Here is a 19,050-nt window from a genome sequence, read left to right as displayed (position 1 = left end):
TTTTCAAAAATGACGAAATAACTCGATTGGTTAATATCACTATTTCTACAATATTAAGCTATTCAAAATAGTTCAAATTGCAATTAAAGCCCCACTTAGACTACTTGAAGTATAGATAATATAATTAGGGTTTAAATGTGTTTTTCAAGGGTATCCTAATTAAATTCGCTAAAGTGATAATTTAAAGGCTTTAATTGACAAAAAACCCGTAGTATTACACCACGGGTTTCATTATTTTGTACAGCAAGAAAGAATTAACCTGCTTGAACTTGGTTCATCAGTTCAGTGAAGTTAGTTTCTTTTTCTGTCACTTTAGCAACAGCCAATACAGTTTCAACAGCTTGTTCTTCTAAAGCTAAGTTACGAACGCTATTCATCAGCTCTTCATTTTTGCTGTAGTATTCGATAACTTCAGCTGGATCTTCATACGCAGAAGCCATTTCCTCGATCAGCGCTTTAACGCGATCTTCGTCAGCTTTCAGTTCGTTTTTGTTGATCACTTCGCCTAACAGCAGACCGATCACTACGCGACGTTTTGCTTGTTCTTCAAACAGTTCACGAGGTAATTCCATCGCTTGTTTTTCGTCGCCACCAAAACGCTGTGCCGCTTGACGACGCAGAACATCAATTTCACCATCAACAACTGCTGCTGGAACTTCGATGTCGTTAGCTTTGATTAAGCCATCAAGAACTTGTGCTTTAACACGGTTACGCACGGCATTTTTCAGCTCACGCTCCATGTTTTTACGTACTTCTGCACGCAGACCATCTAAAGAACCATCAGCGATACCAAAACGCTTGATGAATTCTTCAGTGAATTCAGGCAGTTCACGTTGTTCTACTTTCTTCAGAACAATAGCAAATTTCGCCGCTTTACCTTTCAGGTTTTCAGCATGGTAGTCTTCTGGGAAGTTAACTTCGATATCGAATTCTTCACCCGCTTTATGACCAACAACACCTTCTTCGAAGCCTGGGATCATACGACCTTCGCCCATAACGAGTGCGAAGTCTTCTGCTTTTCCGCCTTCGAATTCTTCACCATCGATAGAACCGGTAAAGTTGATAGTGATGCGAGAGTCAGCTTCTGCTGCCGCTTCAACTTCTTTCCACTGCGCTTGTTGCTTACGCAGAGTTTCTAACATGTTTTCCAGATCTTCATCTTTTACAGATACAGCTGGTTTTTCAACTTCAATCGTTTCTAAACCTGTTAATTCGATTTCTGGGTAAACTTCGAATTCAACTGAATAAACAAAATCTTTACCGTCTTCGAGTTGCTCAGGTTTGTAGCTAGGCGCACCCGCTGGATTGATTTTTTGTTCAATAATTGCGTTGATGAAGTTACGTTGCATTACATCGCCCAGAACGTCTTGCATAACAGACGCGCCGTAACGCTGTTTAACGATGTTCATTGGTACTTTCCCTTTACGGAAACCATCAACACGTACTTTTTTAGCAACACTAACTAATTCGCTATTAACTGCTTTTTCAATATCAGTGGCAGGAACGGTGATTGTTACACGACGCCCAAGGCCTTGAGTCGTTTCAACAGAAACTTGCATCTTCTTACCTCAAAATAAATCTTAGTGATCGGTCTACTCCAGAGTTATGCCATTAAATCATAACGGCTGTCTCCCTTCCAGAACCGGGGGCGTTACTTTCGTAACGGTCAATCCCTGATATCAGAAGCGTCCCGAAACCTTACTGAAAATTAGACGCAGCATTATACCGATGCATGCGCCCTGAGTCGAGAAAAGCTGAGAAAAGAAGCGTTTTTTCCTCATTATTTGTGACTTTTCTGACTAAATTTTTTGTTTTTTCACCTAATTTGAAGAAAAAACATTCACCAAGCTCATCATCGAGCATAGCTGATTAAGTACAGCATAGTCTCAGTGTATTAACTGAAACGAAAAATTACCGATTAACACCGCCGACACCACGACAAGCAGGTGATTTTAACGCAGTGTCAGCAAGCTCATTCCACTCTTGTTGCGTATATGTATGCAAAGCAAGGGCATGGATCCCTCCCGATAATTCGCTGGCTAAAATAGCATAAATTTCGCGGTGGCGGGCAAGCATTCGTTTATTTTCAAATTTATCACTCACTAAAATAACTTTGAAATGGCTTTCAGAGCCCGGTAACACATTGTGTTGGTGGCTTTCATTAATTACCTCCAAATGTGTAGGTTCGAAAGCAGCTTGTAATTTTTGGCTCACAAGAGATTGCATACTTTGAGCTGCATTAGCGACCATAAAATGCTCCTTAATTAAAAATTATGCTCAGAGGCAATTATCTTTTATTGTACGTGTTGATTATTGCTATCTTCTTATTATAGAAATATCCGATAATAACTTGCCAATGTTATGATAGCGGCACATTGATGCGAATTTTTTCAAAAATTGTTGTCTAATAGTTCAGGATAAATAAGCCGCTAAGCTTTATATTGAACGACGGCTACCCGCACCATAACGAAACATATTCAATTAGGAAAGATGAACTGGAAAAAATTATGTTAAGAAAACTGTGTTTTCCACTTTTAGGGTTATTTCTTCTTGCGGGCTGTGCAACCAGCAGCAATACATTATCACTTGAGCCTAAGATAGCTTTACCTGCAAAAAACCCCACACTGAATGCAACTTCAATCAGTGTTAGCAGTGTAGACAATCGTACGAATAAATCCTTAGCGGAAGTCAACCGCAATGGCAGTTTAGTCGTACTGAACCCTTCACGCGATCCTCGTTATCTGATGCAAGAAGCCGTCGAAAAACAAATGGCTGCACGTGGCTTTATGGTGACATCACCAGCAAATGTGAATCTAGTCGTTCAATTGAATAAACTCGATACCAAAGTCAGTGAAGGCAGCTTGCGCCATAATATTACCGTAAACTCCAGTGTGAGTATTATTGCAACAGCCCCAAATGGTTCGACAAAAACACGTTCATTTACCCGCAATTTTAATACACAAGAGTTATTAGCAGCCAATAATGACAAGATAGCAACAGCTATCAATAGCGCACTCACTGATTTAATTGCAGATATGGCAACAGACCAGGAAATCACCGATTTTATCAGACAAAATTCACGCTATTAACTGAGCAATCATTATCATTAAGTATTAAGCTACCTAAGCTCTCACTGATTGAGCTTGGGTAGCATAGCGCAGCCAATACCTCTGCAGCGCAATGTATTGCAGCAATATCACACTGGCTTAGAGGGAATAATGCCTCGTTTTACTCTACCAAATAACATCACTTTAATCCTTTTAGGCTTTGTTTCTGGTCTACCTTTAGCTTTAACTGCAGGTACATTACAAGCTTGGCTAACTGTTGAAAATGTCGATATTAAAACTATTGGTTTCTTTTCATTAGTCGGACAGGCTTATGTGTTGAAATTTCTTTGGTCCCCAATGATGGACCGCTATACTCCGCCCTTTCTTGGTCGTCGAAGAGGATGGCTATTAACCACGCAAATTCTGTTGATTATCAGCATTGCCGCTATGGGCTTTATGAACCCCTCAGAGCATTTGTGGTACCTTGCTGCGCTGGCGGTTACTGTTGCATTTTGTTCAGCATCACAAGACATTGTTTTTGATGCCTATAAAACTGATTTACTGAGTGCGGAAGAACGCGGAATTGGTGCTGCAACCTCAGTTATGGGTTACCGGATCAGCATGTTAGTTTCAGGCGGCCTTGCTCTTTGGTTAGCGGATAAGTTTTTAACGTGGAAACAACTATATTTAGTCATGGCAGGGCTGATGATTATCGGCGTTATCGCAACATTACTCGCGAAAGAACCCGAAGAAAGCTGCGCTGCACCAACATCACTAAAAAAAGCAATATACGAACCACTCGCTGAATTCTTTAGCCGAAACAATGCTTGGCTAATCTTACTACTGTTAGTTTTTTACAAGCTCGGTGATGCCTTTGTCATGGCGCTTAATACTAACTTTCTATTAAATGCTCTTGGTTTTAGTTTAAGCGAAGTGGGTACCGTCAATAAAACTGTTGGTATGGCTGCAACTATTGTTGGAGCGTTACTTGGTGGTTACCTCATGAAAAATATGAGCTTATTTAAAGCTCTATTTATTTTTGGGCTTCTACAAGGCGGCTCTAATATAGGCTATTGGTTCTTAGCGATAACACCGCCCCATATCTTAACCATGGGGTCGATTATCTTTCTAGAAAATATCTTCTCTGGTATGGGAACCGCCGCTTTTGTCGCCCTATTAATGACACTATGTAATAAGTCGCTATCCGCAACGCAGTTTGCACTTCTTTCTGCTCTTTCCGCTGTTGGTCGTGTTTATATTGGCCCAGTCGCAAGTATTTTTGTCAGTAATTATGGCTGGCCACTGTTCTACCTTATTTCGATCGCCGTTGCAGTCCCTGGTGTTTTGCTTTTATTAGCTTGTCGGACATCCTTAATCTACACACAAACAACAGGGTTGTTTCAACGGCGTCAGCTGTATGCGAAAGGGTATCGCATTGCCGTATATGCACTTATTACTGCCGTTAGCTTCCTTGCTATCTGGCTACTTTCATTACTTGTATTTTCATTTAGTGATATGAAAGTTTATCTGTTTACGACACAAATTGAATTTTGGCTGAATTTACCCCACTACCAACACCTTATTTTTAATACTGGTATTAGCATTGGCGCTATCAGCTTAGTTATTGGTGGTAGTTTAGATTTCCTCGCCGTTCGCAAAACAGTACAGCAATAACCCTCCCAATACTCTTTCTCATTCTTTTCATAATTCCCTAAGCAAAGCTTATTTGTTTAGGGAATTTGATCTTTTGTATAAATTAGATCTAAATAGCAAAACAAAGCAATAACATCTAAATATCGTGATTGCGATCACTTCATGCGTGTAAAATATTTCTTAATTACAATTTTCAAGTCTAATATATCACAAGTTACAAATTGGTTAGCTAAAGTGTTAATAACTAACGCACTACTAAATTCCATTAATCAATAAGTGAAAATAATCTATATATGAAAAAAATCATTTACATGACCGCCTTAATTTCTCTAGCAGGTACGGCATATTCTGACAATATTATTGGCTATAAAAATGGCTTTGCTGATGTCAATGTAAACTATTTAGATTGGTCACATCGTACTGAAACCAAAACAGAAAACACGACACGTAAGAAAGATTTTGCCTATATTGAGCTTGAAGGCGGTGCCAATTTTAATTGGGGTGAGTCATATGGCTTTTTTGATCTCGAAAACCCATTCCATAGCCAACACACCGATTCAGGACGAAATAAACGCTATACCATTAAAACAACAGGCCGCTTTTATTTAGGTGATACTGGTTTCAACCTATACGGGCACGTTTATGGCACTTGGTCATTACCTGGAGCCAAGAATGGTGGTAATTTCCACGATGTGAATACTTTATATGGTATTGGTTATAACACTGCATTCGGTGATTTATGGTTTAAACCTTTTATTGCTCTTAATTACACCGACCAGACATTCTATTCAGGTAATAATGGATATGTAGCAGGTTGGGTGGCTGGCTATAATTTCAGCGTATTCGAAGAAAATTTCATGATAACAAACTGGCATGAAATGGAATTTGCGAGGAATAAACGCTATAACGGGGACAAGCGTAATGGCATAAATGGCGCCCTCGCTTTTTGGTGGAATGCAACAAACCATGTTTCTGCAGGGGTACAATACCGCTATGCTGATAATAAATTAGGAGATACTTTCTACCAAGATGCAATCATTTATACATTAAAGTATACCTTTTAGTGCACTATAGAACATTGCATCAGAAGTTAACTATTTTCTTATTTTTATCAGTAAAATAAGAATTTTTCTTTATGATTTAGCCGATAAAGCAACCAAAATAGCTTTATCGGCAATAAAAACTGTAATTTCCCTTAGCAAATTGCTAATCATTTATATCAGTTTCACTATTTTTTCATTTCTTTTGTATATATTTTTCTTTGAAAAATTACCAAGATAATTTAGTATTAATAGAGTTTTATCAATACATACTTATAATCCGTATCAATTTTAACTTTTTGTTTATAAGTTCTTTACATGTGATCATATTAACATAAAGAGCTAACAATTCAGTTTCTTTGCCTTACAATCATTTACACTCGCATAACCTTACCGTAAAATGCCCGCACTGATGAAACGACAATTAGAATCTTTGTCATTTGGGGTCGTGGATGAGACTTATGAACTACAAAAAAAGCATCGGAGCAATCTCACTCGTTGTAGCTGCCTTACTACTAGGTGGTTGCGATATGGTGTTGATGGATCCAAAAGGCGCCGTTGGCGTTAAACAAAAAGAGCTAATTCTTATTGCAATTGGCTTAATGCTACTTGTTGTTATTCCTGTTATTTTCATGACGATTATCTTCGCAAGAAAATACCGTGAATCCAACACGTCAGCAACCTACCGTCCTAATTGGGCTCACTCAAATAAAATTGAGTTAGTCTGCTGGACCGTTCCTATCATCATTATCATTATTCTAGGTGCTATCACTTGGAAGACGACACATGAGCTGGACCCGTATCAGCCATTAGTGAGTGATCAGGAACCTGTCACTATTGAAGTTATTTCTGCTGACTGGAAATGGATATTTATTTATCCAGAGCAAGGCATTGCAACAGTTAATGAAATCGCATTCCCTACAGGTGTGCCAGTTAACTTCAAAATCACGTCAGATTCGGTGATGAACTCATTCTTCATTCCATCTTTAGGTGGCCAAATCTACGCGATGGCAGGTATGCAAACTAAACTTCATTTAATCGCTAATGAACCAGGTACCTACAAAGGCTTCTCAGCAAGCTACAGTGGCCACGGTTTCTCTGACATGAAGTTCAATGCTATTGCAACTCCAGACCGTCAAGGTTTTGATGAGTGGGTACAAAAGGTAAAAGCTTCTCCTAAAACAATGGATACCATGCAGGCGTTCGACGAAGTCGCTAAGCCAAGCATGAACGTTCCTGTTACCTACTTCTCTAGCGTGAAGCCTAAACTTTATGAAGATATCGTTCTGAAGTTTGGTCATGAGCACCATAAAGGTCACGCTCCTGTAGAAAATCAAAGTCATTCAATGACTGACCATAACGATGCTACAGGCAATTCAATGCAAATGAGCCATAGTGCTCATGCTGCTGGCGCTGAGGAATAAGGGCATGTTCGGAAAATTAACACTAGATGCAATTCCGCTCCATGAGCCGATTATCGTTGTCACCCTGATTGCTATTGTCCTAGGTGGACTTGGCTTAGTCGGTGTGATTTCTTACTTTGGTAAATGGAAGTGGTTGTGGAAAGAATGGTTAACCTCTGTTGACCATAAGAAAATTGGTGTCATGTACATCATTGTCGCAATGGTTATGTTATTCCGTGGCTTCGCGGATGCTATCATGATGCGTGGGCAGCAAGTTCTTGCTTCTGCTGGCCAAGAGGGTTTCTTAAATCCTCATCACTATGACCAAATCTTCACCGCACACGGCGTTATCATGATTTTCTTCATGGCAACTCCATTCGTTGTTGGTTTGATGAACTTAGTTGTGCCTCTGCAAATTGGTGCACGTGATGTTGCATTCCCATTCCTTAACTCATTGAGCTTCTGGTTCTTTGTTGTTGGTGTTGTGTTAATCAACATCTCTCTAGGGGTAGGTGAATTCGCACAAACTGGTTGGTTGGCTTATCCGCCATTATCCGGCTTGGAGTACAACCCTGGGGTCGGGGTCGATTACTGGCTCTGGAGTCTCCAGATATCCGGTATTGGTACACTATTAACAGGGGTTAACTTTATCGCGACTATTATCCGTATGCGTACGCCGGGTATGTCGATGATGAAAATGCCTGTATTCAGCTGGGCTGCGTTATGTACTAACGTATTGATTGTTGCTGCTTTCCCTATCTTAACTGTTACATTAACGCTTCTGACGTTAGACCGTTATTTAGGTACCCATTTCTTCACTAATGATATGGGCGGCAACATGATGATGTACATCAACCTGATTTGGGCATGGGGTCACCCTGAGGTGTATATCCTTGTTCTGCCAGTGTTCGGTGTATTCTCTGAAGTTGCAGCAACCTTCTCGAAAAAACGTTTATTCGGTTATACCTCATTAGTTTGGGCGACAATCGTTATTACCGTTATGTCCTTCATCGTTTGGTTGCACCACTTCTTTACGATGGGTTCAGGAGCGAACGTTAACGCCTTCTTCGGTATCGCCACAATGATTATCGCAATCCCTACAGGGGTTAAGATCTTCAACTGGTTGTTTACCATGTACCAAGGCCGTATCGAGTTTAAATCACCTATGCTGTGGACTATCGGTTTCATCATCACCTTCTCTGTTGGTGGTATGACTGGTGTTCTGCTTGCTGTTCCAGGTGCAAACTTCGTTCTGCATAACAGTCTATTCCTGATTGCTCACTTCCATAACGTTATCATTGGTGGTGTTGTATTCGGGTGCTTCGCGGGTATGACTTACTGGTTCCCGAAAGCGTATGGCTTCACGCTAAATGAGAAATGGGGTGTTCGTGCCTTCTGGTTCTGGATCATCGGTTTCTTCTTAGCCTTTATGCCACTGTACATTCTTGGCTTTATGGGTATGACCCGTCGTTTAAGTCAGAATATTGACCCGACTTACCACACAATGTTAGTTGTTGCTGCAGGCGGTGCTGCGTTAATCGCAATCGGTATTGCATGCCAAGTTATCCAAATCATTGTGAGTATCCGTGACCGTCATGAAAACCGTGATTTAACCGGTGACCCATGGGGTGGACGTACACTTGAGTGGGCGACATCTTCTCCACCACCTTTCTATAACTTTGCGATTGAACCACACGTTCAAACCCGCGATGCATGGTGGGATCTGAAAGAGAAAGGCCTTGCTCATAAGAAACCAACTTCATATGAAGAAATTCATATGCCGAAAAACACAGGCGCAGGCGTTATTATCGCTGCATTTAGCTTAGTTTTAGGTTTCGCAATGATCTGGCACATCTGGTGGCTCGCAATCATTGGTTTCGGTGGAATGATCGTAACTTGGATTGCAAAAAGCTTCGACGAAGATGTTGATTACTACGTACCTGTGGCTGAAATCGAAGAAATCGAGAATAAGCACTTTGAAGAATTGCGTAAGGCAGGTGTGAACGATGTCAACTAATACAATGACTAACCAAAATATCGCCCATGCTGAGCATGGGCACCACGATGCAGGTGGAACAAAAGTATTCGGTTTCTGGCTCTATATCATGAGCGACTTGATTCTGTTTGCTTGTTTGTTTGCGACCTATGTTGTTTTGGCCGATGGAACTGCTGGCGGTCCTGCTGGTAAAGATATCTTCAGTCTGAAGTTCGTATTAGGCGAAACCTTCTTACTGTTAGTGAGTAGTATCACTTACGGCTTCGCAATGATAGCGATGCACAAAGGTAAGATAGCTGCTGTTAACTTATGGCTGTTTGCAACGTTCCTGTTAGGTCTTGGCTTCGTCATTATGGAAATCTATGAGTTCCATGAATTGATTGCAGAAGGCTTTGGTCCTGACCGTAGCGGTTTCTTATCTGGCTTCTTCGCACTCGTTGCGACTCACGGTCTACACGTAACTGCGGGCCTGATCTGGATTATTATCATGATGATCCAAGTCACTCGCCGTGGCCTGACTGATGTCAACAAAACACGTTTAAACTGCCTAAGTTTGTTCTGGCACTTCTTAGACGTTGTGTGGATTTGTGTATTTACCGTTGTTTATCTTCTGGGGGCTATTTAAATGAGTCATGCAAAAGATGCTCACACTGGAGCAAGCCACGGTAGCGTTAAAACATACCTGATTGGCTTTATCCTATCAGTTATCCTGACAGTGATCCCTTTCTGGATGGTGATGGAAGGTACAGCGTCAACTTCAGCAATCCTTTGGACTGTTGTAGGCATGGCGGTTGTGCAAATTCTGGTTCATTTGGTTTGTTTCTTACATATGAATACATCATCAGATGAGCGTTGGAATTTAGTTGCCTTCCTGTTCACCATGCTTATTGTTGGCATTGTGGTCATTGGCTCACTGTGGATTATGTACAACCTGAACATCAATATGATGCTCGACTAAAGAGTTGCCGATATGTTTAAGCAATACCTGCAAGTGACCAAACCAGGAATTATATTCGGAAACTTGATTTCTGTGATCGGTGGTTTTTTATTGGCTTCAAAAGGGTCAATTGATTACCCACTGTTCGTTGCGACTTTGCTGGGTGTATCACTGGTCGTGGCTTCTGGTTGTGTTTTTAACAACTACATCGACCGTGATATCGACCGTATCATGGAAAGAACGAAGAATCGCCCTTTAGTTAAAGGGTTAATTGATCCGAAAGTTAGCCTGATTTACGCTGCTGCATTAGGTATTGCTGGTATGGTGCTGCTACTTGTAGCAGCCAATGCTCTGGCAATGCTGCTTGCAGTTATCGGTTTCATTGTTTATGTAGGTATTTATAGCCTATATATGAAACGTAAATCCGTTTATGGCACACTGATTGGCAGTCTTTCAGGCGCGGCACCACCAGTTATCGGTTACTGCGCTGTTACAAATGAATTCGATATGGGGGCACTTATCCTATTATTGATATTCAGTTTGTGGCAAATGCCTCATTCTTATGCCATTGCTATCTTCCGCTTTAAGGATTACAAAGCCGCAAACATTCCTGTGTTACCGGTTATTAAAGGAATTTCCGTCGCGAAAACGCACATCTTCCTGTATATCCTAGCGTTTATGGTCGCAACATTAATGTTAGCTATCAGTGGATACGCGGGCTATAAGTACCTCATCGTAGGTGCAGCAGTCAGCTTATGGTGGCTAGGTATGGCAATTTCGGGCTTCAAAACCGAAAATGACGACCGGGTCTGGGCAAGAAAACTGTTCATTTTCTCAATCGTAGCGATTACTTCATTGAGCGTAATGATGTCAGTTGACCCTATAGTTTCAAGCGATACTGTTATAGCTCTCGTCAGATAACTTATCTGTTTACTGATGATAACGATGTCTAAACGGCGGGACTTCCCCGCCGTTTTTATTTGTCTCTAACTGCTTTTACAACTCACTTTTACTTATTCTGCCTATCCTTATGAATCTATTTTATGGTTAAATAGCCGCTTGCTATTGATAAGCTAGATATCAAATGCACTATTAAAAATGCTAATAGGTTGAGATTAAAAACATATTGCCACAACATATACGTATTTATTCAACTTGTTGTATTTATTAATGTGTGACCTAACTAGCTGAGAGAAGTCAACACCGCTACAGCACGAAATATGAAGAATAAAAATGAATGATAACAAAATGACATCCACAGAGCTTAGATCCACTTGGGGATTAGGCTCCGTTTTCTCCTTGCGAATGCTTGGAATGTTTATGGTATTACCTATTTTGACCAGCTATGGGATGCATTTACAAGGTGCTAGCGAGTTCTTAGTGGGTGTCGCTATTGGTATCTATGGCCTTAGCCAAGCCGTTTTTCAAATCCCTTTTGGTTTAATGTCAGATAAGATTGGTAGGAAACCTTTAATTATTATTGGGTTAGTTATTTTTATTATCGGAAGTATCGTTGCAGCACTAAGCGATTCTATTTGGGGAATTATTATTGGGCGGGCTTTACAAGGCGCCGGAGCAATTTCTGCTGCCGTCATGGCATTACTTTCTGACCTAACTCGAGAGCAAAATCGCACTAAAGCCATGGCATTTTTAGGTATTAGTTTCGGTTTAACTTTTGCTATCGCCCTCGTACTTGGCCCAATTATCGCTAATTGGGTTGGTTTAAGTGGCTTATTTTGGGGGATAGCGCTACTTGCAGTTGGTGCTATTACAGTGACTGTTTTTGTTGTTCCTAATACTAATACTCATATCTTAAATCGTGAGTCTGCATTTGTGCAAGGTAATTTAAAAGCGGTTTTAATGCACCCCCAATTACTCAAATTAAATATAGGGATCCTCAGCTTACACACCCTACTGATGTCCAGTTTTGTTGCTCTGCCTCTTATCATGACTGACTCTGGCTTTTTAGCGAAAGACCATTGGAAAGCCTATTTAGTCACGATGTTAATTGCTTTTGTCACCGTACTTCCGTTCATTATTTATGCGGAAAAATACCGCAAAATGAAACAAGTCTTCTTATTCTGTATTGCCGTTTTAGCATTGGCCGAAATTACCTTATGGTTTTCTGGTAGTCACTTATGGGTGATTTTCTTAGGTATTCAACTGTTTTTTATCGCTTTCAATATCATGGAAGCCATTTTACCGTCACTCATAAGCAAAGAGGCACCTGCGGGCTATAAAGGAACTGCCATGGGCGTTTACTCCACTAGCCAGTTTTTAGGCGTTGCCATCGGGGGTATTGTTGGTGGGTGGTTATACAGTTTTGAAGGAGCTAGTACCGTTTTTATTGGTGGTTTAATTTTGACCATTATCTGGTTTATCATTAGCCTGACAATGCAGCAGCCTCCTTATGTCAGCAGTATTCGTATTGAATTACCCAACCATATTGGAGATACAAGAGCTCTTGAGAAAAAATTACAAGCTCAAGAAGGGGTGATGGAAGCGCTTGTCGTTGACGAGGAATTTAGTGCTTATGTTAAAGTTGATAGAAAAATCATCAATCGAGAGCAACTTGAAGCATTAATAAATCAGTAAAAATTAGCCCGCTATCGCGGGCTGAGGTTGTTGACAAAGCAGGATAAAAGCGTGGTTTTTCCCGCTTTGTGTTATCAGCCGAAAATCAATAAATTGATTTTCCTAGTTTATTTTCAAAACCTATTAGACTTGCCGCCAAACATAATATGTTTGTCAGCAGTCTGAGCCCGCTATCGCGGGCTTTAAATGAATGCTTGAAAAATAACTAATCGCGGAAGTTATTAAATTGAAAAGGTTGGCCTAAGTTCCCGCCACGTACTAATGCCATAACCGATTGTAAATCATCACGGGCTTTGCCCGTCACACGTACTTGGTCACCTTGAACTTGTGCTTGGACTTTCAGTTTACTGTCTTTAATTAATTTAACGATTTTTTTAGCAGTTGCAGCATCAATACCTTGCTTGAACGTAACCTCAACGCTATAGGTTTTTCCACTATGAACAATATCTTCTGGCACATTCAATACAGCACCATCAATACCGCGTTTTGCCATTTTTTCTCTTAAGATATCAACTAACTGGAGTACTTGGAAATCAGACTCACTAGTGATTTTAACTGATTCATTTTTGTCATTTAGCTCAAAACTAGCTTCGACATTTTTAAAATCCCAACGGCTGGTTAACTCACGCTGCGCATTTTCCACCGCATTACGTACTTCATTCATTTCCACTTCAGATACAATGTCAAATGATGGCATAGCTAGAACCTCACTGATAATTTTTAGACTGTGCGCATGATAACGTTTTTATTAACATCACTTCAAGTTATCAGGGTCTGTGATACTTCGTTAACTACAACTTCGTATCGTAAAAGGTTATAATGATAAGAGATCACTTCCGCCTTACCTTATAAGACGTTAAAGTCCCATTTTCAAAGGGGAAACAATGAAAATAACTCTAATTGGTTGTGGTGCGATAGGTAAACTGTGGCTTGCTTCACTTGCAATACAAGGGCATGACATACAAGGTTGGCTACGTGTTGCACAGTCTGATTTATTCGTCGATGTTAATGAACCTGATGGGCGTAGTTTCCGAGAGCTGATTCCTTGTAATAATATTAACCAATTGCAAACCAGTGAGTTGATCATTGTTTGTTTAAAAGCATGGCAAGTTTCTGACGCTTTATTACCTTTGATTAATACTATCCCAGAAAATACGCCTATTCTATTACTGCATAATGGCATGGGGACGATTGAAGAGCTGGCGCCTTTACGTCATCCTATCTTAGCGGGCGTCACAACCCATGCAGCTTGGCAAGAAAATAACCAAGTATTTCATGTCGCAAATGGTATCACACATATCGGCGCTATCAATTCCCAAGCACAAGCTTACTACCCAATAGCAGATATCTTGCATGAAGCCTTACCTGATGTGGCTTGGCATAATAATATTTTAACCACTTGCTGGCGTAAATTGATTGTAAACTGTGTCATTAACCCCCTTACCGTCGAACATGACTGTAAAAATGGTGAATTAATCCAACATTCCACACAGATATCTCGGATCATTGATGAAATATGTCATGTTATGGCGGCAGAAGGGCTGCATACGGATAAAGCAGAACTGACTGAGTATATTTACGGCATTATCAATAATACCGCTGATAACTATTCCTCTATGTTACAAGATATGCGAAATAATCGCCGTACAGAGATTGATTACATCACTGGCTTTTTAATCAAACAAGCACGAGCTCATGGGATCAGTACACCTGAAAACGATCGCCTTTATCACTTAGTCAAAAATAGAGAACAACAATATGACGACTTCCGCTCTAGTTTGCATCGCTCATGGGAGTGAAGAAATTGAATTTACTATTACTGCTGATTTATTAGTTAGAGCAGGTATCGATGTGACCTTAGCGAGTGTGACTGAAGATGGCTCTTTAACCATTACAGCCTCACGAGGCCTAAAAATTATTGCCGATACTCCGTTGATTAAAGTCGCTGATGAACCTTTTGATGCCATTGTGCTGCCTGGTGGTATGGCGGGAGCAGAAACGTTCCGCAATAGCCCATTGGTGGTTGAAAAAGTTCGCCGTATGCATCTTGATGGTAAAATCGTAGCAGCTATTTGTGCAGCACCAGCGCTTGTACTTGAATATCACCAATTGTTTCCACTAGGTAATATGACCTGTTTTCCATCAATGAAAGATAAAATCCCAGCTCATAAATGGGTCGATCGCCGAGTTTACTTTGATGAACGTGTCAATCTATTAACTAGCCAAGGGCCCGCCACTTCTTTTGACTTTGCATTAAAGTTAATTGAATTATTGGTAGGCCGAAAGACTGCGGCCCAAGTTACCGCTCAACTCGTTTTACCTAATGGTATTAACGATTATTTAGAAGATTAAATATAAAACTCATTATAAAAAACGAATTAGAAATACAACTTAACTCGTTGAATAATAAAAATTAAATAGCAAAAAAATCTGTGTTTAGAGTACTTTTTTGCTATGATTGCCGCGGGTGCTTGGATCATTTTGGTTCAAGCATTTGTGAGAGCCAAAAAGACGAAAGCCCCGAATTTAGATGTTAATCTTAATCCGAGGCAGTCTCCAACTCTCAACAATTGGATTCTGTCTCCTTTTAGAAAAGGAGTCAAGAGGAATGGCCAAAATTGCCCTTCTGGGGCTAGTTACCGTGTGTCTGACGGTATTGTGTTTTTCGTTATTGATGCAAGAAAGGCTATGCTCTTTTAATATCAGCAGCGGAAACACGCTGGTTCAAGCTACGTTATCCTGCGATAACTAGTCTTGTGGGGGAAATTTCCCCCACATTTCTCTCTGATTGTGAGTTGATGATACAAGCACCCTGTTTTTATTCTCTACTTATTTTTATTCAGCTCACTTTATCATTTCTATTTCGGTTGCATCAGTAATTATATTAATATCAATGATATCAAAAACATTATAACCAACTGAATTTAAATATTTTATTTTCAATAATGAACGATAAAAACATTTGTTTAGAGTGATTTTTTGCTATGATTGCCGCGGGTGCTTGGATCATTTGGTTCAAGCATTTGTGAGAGCCAAAAAGACGAAAGCCCCGAATTTAGATGTTAATCTTAATCCGAGGCAGTCTCCAACTCACACAATTGGATTCTGTCTCCTTTTAGAAAAGGAGTCAAGAGGAATGGCCAAAATTGCCCTTCTGGGGCTAGTTACCGTGTGTCTGACGGTATTGTGTTTTTCGTTATTGATGCAAGAAAGACTGTGCTCTTTCAGTATCAGCAGCGGAAACACGCTGGTTCAAGCTACGTTATCCTGCGATAACTAGTCTTGTGGGGGAAATTTCCCCCACATTTCTCTCTGATCGTGAGTTGGTGATACAAGCACCCTGTTTTAAGTTATGGGCGATAAACCTTTATATTTTCATAACCTTGTTCTTTTAGGTATAGCGCTTGCAAGCGGCTCATTACCCCACGGTCACAATATAATAAATAGGTTTTATCTTTTGGTAAGTCACCAAATTGCGTACTCAACTTATAGAATGGAATGTGCTTAATTTCCATTCCATCTACATTCAGTGGTTTGTCTTCGAATTCATCAATTGAACGAATATCTAAAATCACTTCATTTTCAATTGAAAGCTCACTCACCATTTCAATTTCAGGGACTTTTTCAAGGCTTTCTTGTGCAATTTGTCGAATATCTATATTTTGCGCTTGTTCAACAACAGACTCTAAAATACTAAAATCAAAATTGGCCTCTTCCGCTTCAATCCGCGCTTTCACCGCTTTAACTGTTGGGCTTTTTGAGATTACACCACAATATTCAGGCATGGTTTTTGCGAAATCTTCAGTACCAATTTGGCGAGCTAACTTAATAATATGTTCTTTATCATGGGAAATTAGCGGCCTTAATACGAGAGTATCAGAAGCATTATCAATTAAACGCAAGTTTGTTAAAGTCTGGCTTGATACCTGCCCTAACGCTTCACCTGTGACAATCGCCTGCACGCCATAACGCTCAGCAACTTTAGATGCCGCTCTTACCATCATACGTTTGAGCACAACGCCCATTTGGCCATCATCCACTTTTTCTAAAATTTCAGCCACAACTGGCTCAAAATTTACAGCAATAAAACGGACTTTATGGGAGCTACCAAAACGGTTCCACAAATAATGTGCGATTTGCTTCACACCAATTTCATGTGCAGCTCCGCCTAAATTAAAGAAGCAATAGTGAACACGACAGCCACGACGCATCAGCATATAGCTCGAGACACCTGAATCAAAACCACCGGAAATGAGTGACAACACATCCTCTTGGGTCCCTATAGGGAAACCACCAATGCCTTCAATACGTGCTTTAACTAAGATAAGTTTATCATCTTCGATTTCTAAGTGAATCGTGGTGTCAGGGTCTTTAAGCTTAACTTTTGCAGATGCAATGTGCTGGTTTAACCCACCACCGATATAGCGTTCAGCATCGATGGATGAAAACTCATGTTTACCACGACGTTTCACCCGCACACAGAATGTTTTATTTTCTAATGACTCGCCATAGGCTTCGTGTGTCATTTCGTAAATATGATGCAGACTAGTAAACGGTTTTTCTTCCACTTCGAGAATATGGTGAATACCTGGGATACGCCCTAGCATGTCACAAATTTCATCGTGTTTTGTTTCCCCCTTCACACGCACTTCAATGTTATCCCAATTACGGACAACCGAAATCTCTTCGCCAAGTGGTTTAAGCACGTTACGGATATTACTGGTCAAAATTTTAATGAAACGTAGCCTAACAGTTTGGCTTTTAATGGTAATTTCTGGGAATAACTTAATGATAAACTTCATAATAGCTGCATGTTCATGGTGGTTGGTGGCAAACGAATGTGCCTTAACAGAGACACAGACACGTTACCAATTGTCAATAAAGAGGCGTATTATAACACTATCTTGCGGGTTGAATCTAAAAACCCCAATAATAAATTGTAACCGTAGCAAGACTGCGTTAGTCTGCTGAATATTTAAAATCCCTCGAATTAACTGATTTCACATTAGTGGCTAAAGACTATGGCTAAAGAAAAAACTCAGCAAGTTCCGACTGTTAGTTTTGAAAACTCACTTCAAGAGCTAGAACAGATCGTCGCTCGCCTAGAATCCGGTGAACTTCCCTTAGAAGATGCCCTTAATGAGTTTGAACGTGGTGTTCAAATTGCTAAACAAGGTCAAAAAGTATTACAGCAAGCAGAGCAACGTGTACAAATTTTGCTAAGCGATGACGAAAATAAACCTCTAGCCGATTTTTCACCTGATACAGAATAAATTATGTCTGAACAACATTTAGATAGCTTTACGCAGCAACAAAAGCAAGCTTACGACAGAGTCAATCAATACCTATTAGATGCCTTAAATGCGCTGCCGTTTGCAAACCTCCCTCTAGCGCAAGCTATGCGCTATGGCACATTATTAGGTGGAAAACGCTTACGTCCATTTTTAACTTATGCCATCGGCTCGATGTTTGGTGTTAGCCAAGAAAACCTTGATGCCCCTGCTGCTGCAGTCGAATGTATTCATGCTTATTCATTAATCCATGATGATTTACCTGCAATGGATGATGATGATTTACGTCGTGGCCAACCGACTTGCCATATTAAATACGGTGAAGGCAATGCGGTGCTTGCTGGAGATGCATTGCAAACATTGGCTTTCCAATTGCTGTCATCTGCACCAATGCCAGATGTAACAGACAAAGACCGCATAGCGATGATTGCAGAGTTATCATACGCAAGTGGCTTAGCAGGTATGTGTGGCGGACAAGCACTTGATTTAGATGCAGAAGGGAAGCAAGTTGACCTTGAATCTCTCGAGCGCATTCATCAACATAAAACAGGGGCATTGATTCGTGCTGCAATCCGTCTTGGTGCTTTTGCGGCAGGTGAAAAAGGTCAACAATTGTTACCTGTTTTAGATAAATATGCACAATCCATCGGTCTTGCCTTTCAAGTACAGGACGATATTCTAGATGTTATCGGTGATAGTGAAGTCACGGGTAAACGCCAAGGAACTGATGCCGAACATGAAAAAAGTACCTATCCATCGCTATTAGGGCTTGAAGCGGCGCAGAAAAAAGCACGTGAGCTATATCATGATGCAATAGATGCTTTAGAGACACTCCAGTCCCATGGATATAATATAGAAATGTTAAGCGCTTTAGCTAATTTCATTATTGAACGTAAAAGCTGACAATATGCTTTGCCTTTTGGCTACAAGAAGATCGATAATTACGGCAATTTATTACCCTAATGTATCTTCGAATCATTCCTATAACACAACAAAATAGATGGATGACTTCTTAATCACTCGAGTTATAGGCACGATAAACGAAGGCAACCCAACAGCACATAGAGGCTTTATGCCGCTAAATACTG

General features: G+C 40.4%; 19 protein-coding genes. 15 read left to right on the top strand and 4 right to left on the bottom strand.

What is annotated here, in order from left to right; translation table 11 throughout:
• Positions 1 to 254 precede the first annotated feature (254 nt).
• Positions 255 to 1,559 (bottom strand): trigger factor, encoded by a 1,305-nt coding sequence (tig, locus tag M1F25_RS03790; protein ID WP_004905445.1) that lies wholly within the window; start codon positions 1,557 to 1,559, stop codon positions 255 to 257.
• A gap of 352 nt (positions 1,560 to 1,911) precedes the next feature.
• Complete coding sequence (gene bolA / locus M1F25_RS03785) at positions 1,912 to 2,250, bottom strand: transcriptional regulator BolA (protein WP_004905448.1); 339 nt, start codon at positions 2,248 to 2,250, stop codon at positions 1,912 to 1,914.
• A gap of 257 nt (positions 2,251 to 2,507) precedes the next feature.
• Between bolA and M1F25_RS03780 the strand changes: the two genes are divergently transcribed.
• From M1F25_RS03780 to M1F25_RS03740, 9 genes are all read left to right on the top strand, one after another.
• Positions 2,508 to 3,089, top strand: a complete 582-nt coding sequence (locus M1F25_RS03780) for a YajG family lipoprotein (protein ID WP_036958553.1) — start codon at positions 2,508 to 2,510, stop codon at positions 3,087 to 3,089.
• 129 nt (positions 3,090 to 3,218) lie between these two features.
• Positions 3,219 to 4,721, top strand: a complete 1,503-nt coding sequence (gene ampG, locus M1F25_RS03775) for a muropeptide MFS transporter AmpG (RefSeq protein ID WP_181489321.1) — start codon at positions 3,219 to 3,221, stop codon at positions 4,719 to 4,721.
• A 272-nt stretch (positions 4,722 to 4,993) separates the two neighbouring features.
• Entirely contained in the window at positions 4,994 to 5,764 is a 771-nt protein-coding gene (locus M1F25_RS03770; RefSeq protein ID WP_181489319.1) for an outer membrane protein OmpK, read from the top strand.
• A 428-nt stretch (positions 5,765 to 6,192) separates the two neighbouring features.
• Positions 6,193 to 7,164 (top strand): cytochrome o ubiquinol oxidase subunit II, encoded by a 972-nt coding sequence (gene cyoA / locus M1F25_RS03765; protein ID WP_004905454.1) that lies wholly within the window; start codon positions 6,193 to 6,195, stop codon positions 7,162 to 7,164.
• Positions 7,165 to 7,168: 4 nt separating this feature from the next.
• Positions 7,169 to 9,160 carry a cytochrome o ubiquinol oxidase subunit I gene (gene cyoB, locus M1F25_RS03760; RefSeq protein WP_036958554.1) on the top strand — a complete coding sequence of 664 codons (1,992 nt, stop codon included), beginning with the start codon at positions 7,169 to 7,171 and terminating at the stop codon, positions 9,158 to 9,160.
• The gene (locus M1F25_RS03755; RefSeq protein ID WP_004905456.1) at positions 9,150 to 9,764 is read left to right on the top strand and encodes a cytochrome o ubiquinol oxidase subunit III; all 615 of its coding nucleotides are present in this window, start codon (positions 9,150 to 9,152) and stop codon (positions 9,762 to 9,764) included. The genes cyoB and M1F25_RS03755 overlap by 11 nt, the downstream gene beginning before the upstream one ends.
• Positions 9,765 to 10,097: a cytochrome o ubiquinol oxidase subunit IV gene (locus M1F25_RS03750; RefSeq protein WP_004905459.1), complete on the top strand. Its 333-nt coding sequence runs from the start codon at positions 9,765 to 9,767 to the stop codon at positions 10,095 to 10,097.
• Positions 10,098 to 10,109: 12 nt separating this feature from the next.
• Positions 10,110 to 10,997 carry a heme o synthase gene (gene cyoE, locus M1F25_RS03745; protein ID WP_004905461.1) on the top strand — a complete coding sequence of 296 codons (888 nt, stop codon included), beginning with the start codon at positions 10,110 to 10,112 and terminating at the stop codon, positions 10,995 to 10,997.
• 312 nt (positions 10,998 to 11,309) lie between these two features.
• Complete coding sequence (locus tag M1F25_RS03740) at positions 11,310 to 12,671, top strand: MFS transporter (protein WP_181489317.1); 1,362 nt, start codon at positions 11,310 to 11,312, stop codon at positions 12,669 to 12,671.
• Positions 12,672 to 12,876: 205 nt separating this feature from the next.
• Here M1F25_RS03740 and M1F25_RS03735 read toward each other — a convergent pair whose 3' ends face one another.
• Positions 12,877 to 13,368: a YajQ family cyclic di-GMP-binding protein gene (locus tag M1F25_RS03735; protein WP_004905465.1), complete on the bottom strand. Its 492-nt coding sequence runs from the start codon at positions 13,366 to 13,368 to the stop codon at positions 12,877 to 12,879.
• A 187-nt stretch (positions 13,369 to 13,555) separates the two neighbouring features.
• On the opposite strand from M1F25_RS03735, the gene panE reads away from it, so the two are divergent.
• The 4 genes from panE to M1F25_RS03715 all read left to right on the top strand — a co-directional run bounded on the left by panE (position 13,556) and on the right by M1F25_RS03715 (position 15,951).
• Entirely contained in the window at positions 13,556 to 14,470 is a 915-nt protein-coding gene (panE, locus tag M1F25_RS03730) for a 2-dehydropantoate 2-reductase (protein ID WP_094962138.1), read from the top strand.
• A complete protein-coding gene (gene yajL, locus M1F25_RS03725) occupies positions 14,430 to 15,023 on the top strand; it encodes a protein deglycase YajL (protein WP_181489315.1) in 594 nt (197 codons plus the stop codon). The genes panE and yajL overlap by 41 nt, the downstream gene beginning before the upstream one ends.
• Positions 15,024 to 15,201: 178 nt before the next feature.
• Positions 15,202 to 15,423 carry a Hok/Gef family protein gene (locus tag M1F25_RS22440; RefSeq protein WP_405127811.1) on the top strand — a complete coding sequence of 74 codons (222 nt, stop codon included), beginning with the start codon at positions 15,202 to 15,204 and terminating at the stop codon, positions 15,421 to 15,423.
• Between the two features lie 384 nt (positions 15,424 to 15,807).
• The gene (locus tag M1F25_RS03715; protein ID WP_004905468.1) at positions 15,808 to 15,951 is read left to right on the top strand and encodes a Hok/Gef family protein; all 144 of its coding nucleotides are present in this window, start codon (positions 15,808 to 15,810) and stop codon (positions 15,949 to 15,951) included.
• Between the two features lie 70 nt (positions 15,952 to 16,021).
• Here the strand turns inward: M1F25_RS03715 and thiI are convergent, their stop codons facing one another.
• On the bottom strand, positions 16,022 to 17,473 hold the full coding sequence (gene thiI / locus M1F25_RS03710) for a tRNA uracil 4-sulfurtransferase ThiI (RefSeq protein WP_004905472.1): 1,452 nt from the start codon (positions 17,471 to 17,473) through the stop codon (positions 16,022 to 16,024).
• 219 nt (positions 17,474 to 17,692) lie between these two features.
• On the opposite strand from thiI, the gene xseB reads away from it, so the two are divergent.
• Positions 17,693 to 17,944 (top strand): exodeoxyribonuclease VII small subunit, encoded by a 252-nt coding sequence (gene xseB, locus M1F25_RS03705; RefSeq protein ID WP_004914571.1) that lies wholly within the window; start codon positions 17,693 to 17,695, stop codon positions 17,942 to 17,944.
• A gap of 3 nt (positions 17,945 to 17,947) precedes the next feature.
• Positions 17,948 to 18,865, top strand: a complete 918-nt coding sequence (gene ispA, locus M1F25_RS03700) for a (2E,6E)-farnesyl diphosphate synthase (protein ID WP_004905476.1) — start codon at positions 17,948 to 17,950, stop codon at positions 18,863 to 18,865.
• The last annotated feature ends 185 nt before the right edge of the window (positions 18,866 to 19,050 follow it).

Source organism: Providencia sp. PROV109 (assembly GCF_033681625.1).
Lineage (GTDB): Bacteria > Pseudomonadota > Gammaproteobacteria > Enterobacterales > Enterobacteriaceae > Providencia > Providencia hangzhouensis.
This window is presented reverse-complemented; position numbering and strand designations above follow the sequence as displayed.

Coding starts and splice junctions, on each gene's coding strand:
- tig (WP_004905445.1), bottom strand. CDS start 1,559: ATGCAAGTTTCTGTTGAAACGACTCAAGGCCTTGGGCGTCGTGTAACA.
- bolA (WP_004905448.1), bottom strand. CDS start 2,250: ATGGTCGCTAATGCAGCTCAAAGTATGCAATCTCTTGTGAGCCAAAAA.
- M1F25_RS03780 (WP_036958553.1), top strand. CDS start 2,508: ATGTTAAGAAAACTGTGTTTTCCACTTTTAGGGTTATTTCTTCTTGCG.
- ampG (WP_181489321.1), top strand. CDS start 3,219: ATGCCTCGTTTTACTCTACCAAATAACATCACTTTAATCCTTTTAGGC.
- M1F25_RS03770 (WP_181489319.1), top strand. CDS start 4,994: ATGAAAAAAATCATTTACATGACCGCCTTAATTTCTCTAGCAGGTACG.
- cyoA (WP_004905454.1), top strand. CDS start 6,193: ATGAGACTTATGAACTACAAAAAAAGCATCGGAGCAATCTCACTCGTT.
- cyoB (WP_036958554.1), top strand. CDS start 7,169: ATGTTCGGAAAATTAACACTAGATGCAATTCCGCTCCATGAGCCGATT.
- M1F25_RS03755 (WP_004905456.1), top strand. CDS start 9,150: ATGTCAACTAATACAATGACTAACCAAAATATCGCCCATGCTGAGCAT.
- M1F25_RS03750 (WP_004905459.1), top strand. CDS start 9,765: ATGAGTCATGCAAAAGATGCTCACACTGGAGCAAGCCACGGTAGCGTT.
- cyoE (WP_004905461.1), top strand. CDS start 10,110: ATGTTTAAGCAATACCTGCAAGTGACCAAACCAGGAATTATATTCGGA.
- M1F25_RS03740 (WP_181489317.1), top strand. CDS start 11,310: ATGAATGATAACAAAATGACATCCACAGAGCTTAGATCCACTTGGGGA.
- M1F25_RS03735 (WP_004905465.1), bottom strand. CDS start 13,368: ATGCCATCATTTGACATTGTATCTGAAGTGGAAATGAATGAAGTACGT.
- panE (WP_094962138.1), top strand. CDS start 13,556: ATGAAAATAACTCTAATTGGTTGTGGTGCGATAGGTAAACTGTGGCTT.
- yajL (WP_181489315.1), top strand. CDS start 14,430: ATGACGACTTCCGCTCTAGTTTGCATCGCTCATGGGAGTGAAGAAATT.
- M1F25_RS22440 (WP_405127811.1), top strand. CDS start 15,202: ATGTTAATCTTAATCCGAGGCAGTCTCCAACTCTCAACAATTGGATTC.
- M1F25_RS03715 (WP_004905468.1), top strand. CDS start 15,808: ATGGCCAAAATTGCCCTTCTGGGGCTAGTTACCGTGTGTCTGACGGTA.
- thiI (WP_004905472.1), bottom strand. CDS start 17,473: ATGAAGTTTATCATTAAGTTATTCCCAGAAATTACCATTAAAAGCCAA.
- xseB (WP_004914571.1), top strand. CDS start 17,693: ATGGCTAAAGAAAAAACTCAGCAAGTTCCGACTGTTAGTTTTGAAAAC.
- ispA (WP_004905476.1), top strand. CDS start 17,948: ATGTCTGAACAACATTTAGATAGCTTTACGCAGCAACAAAAGCAAGCT.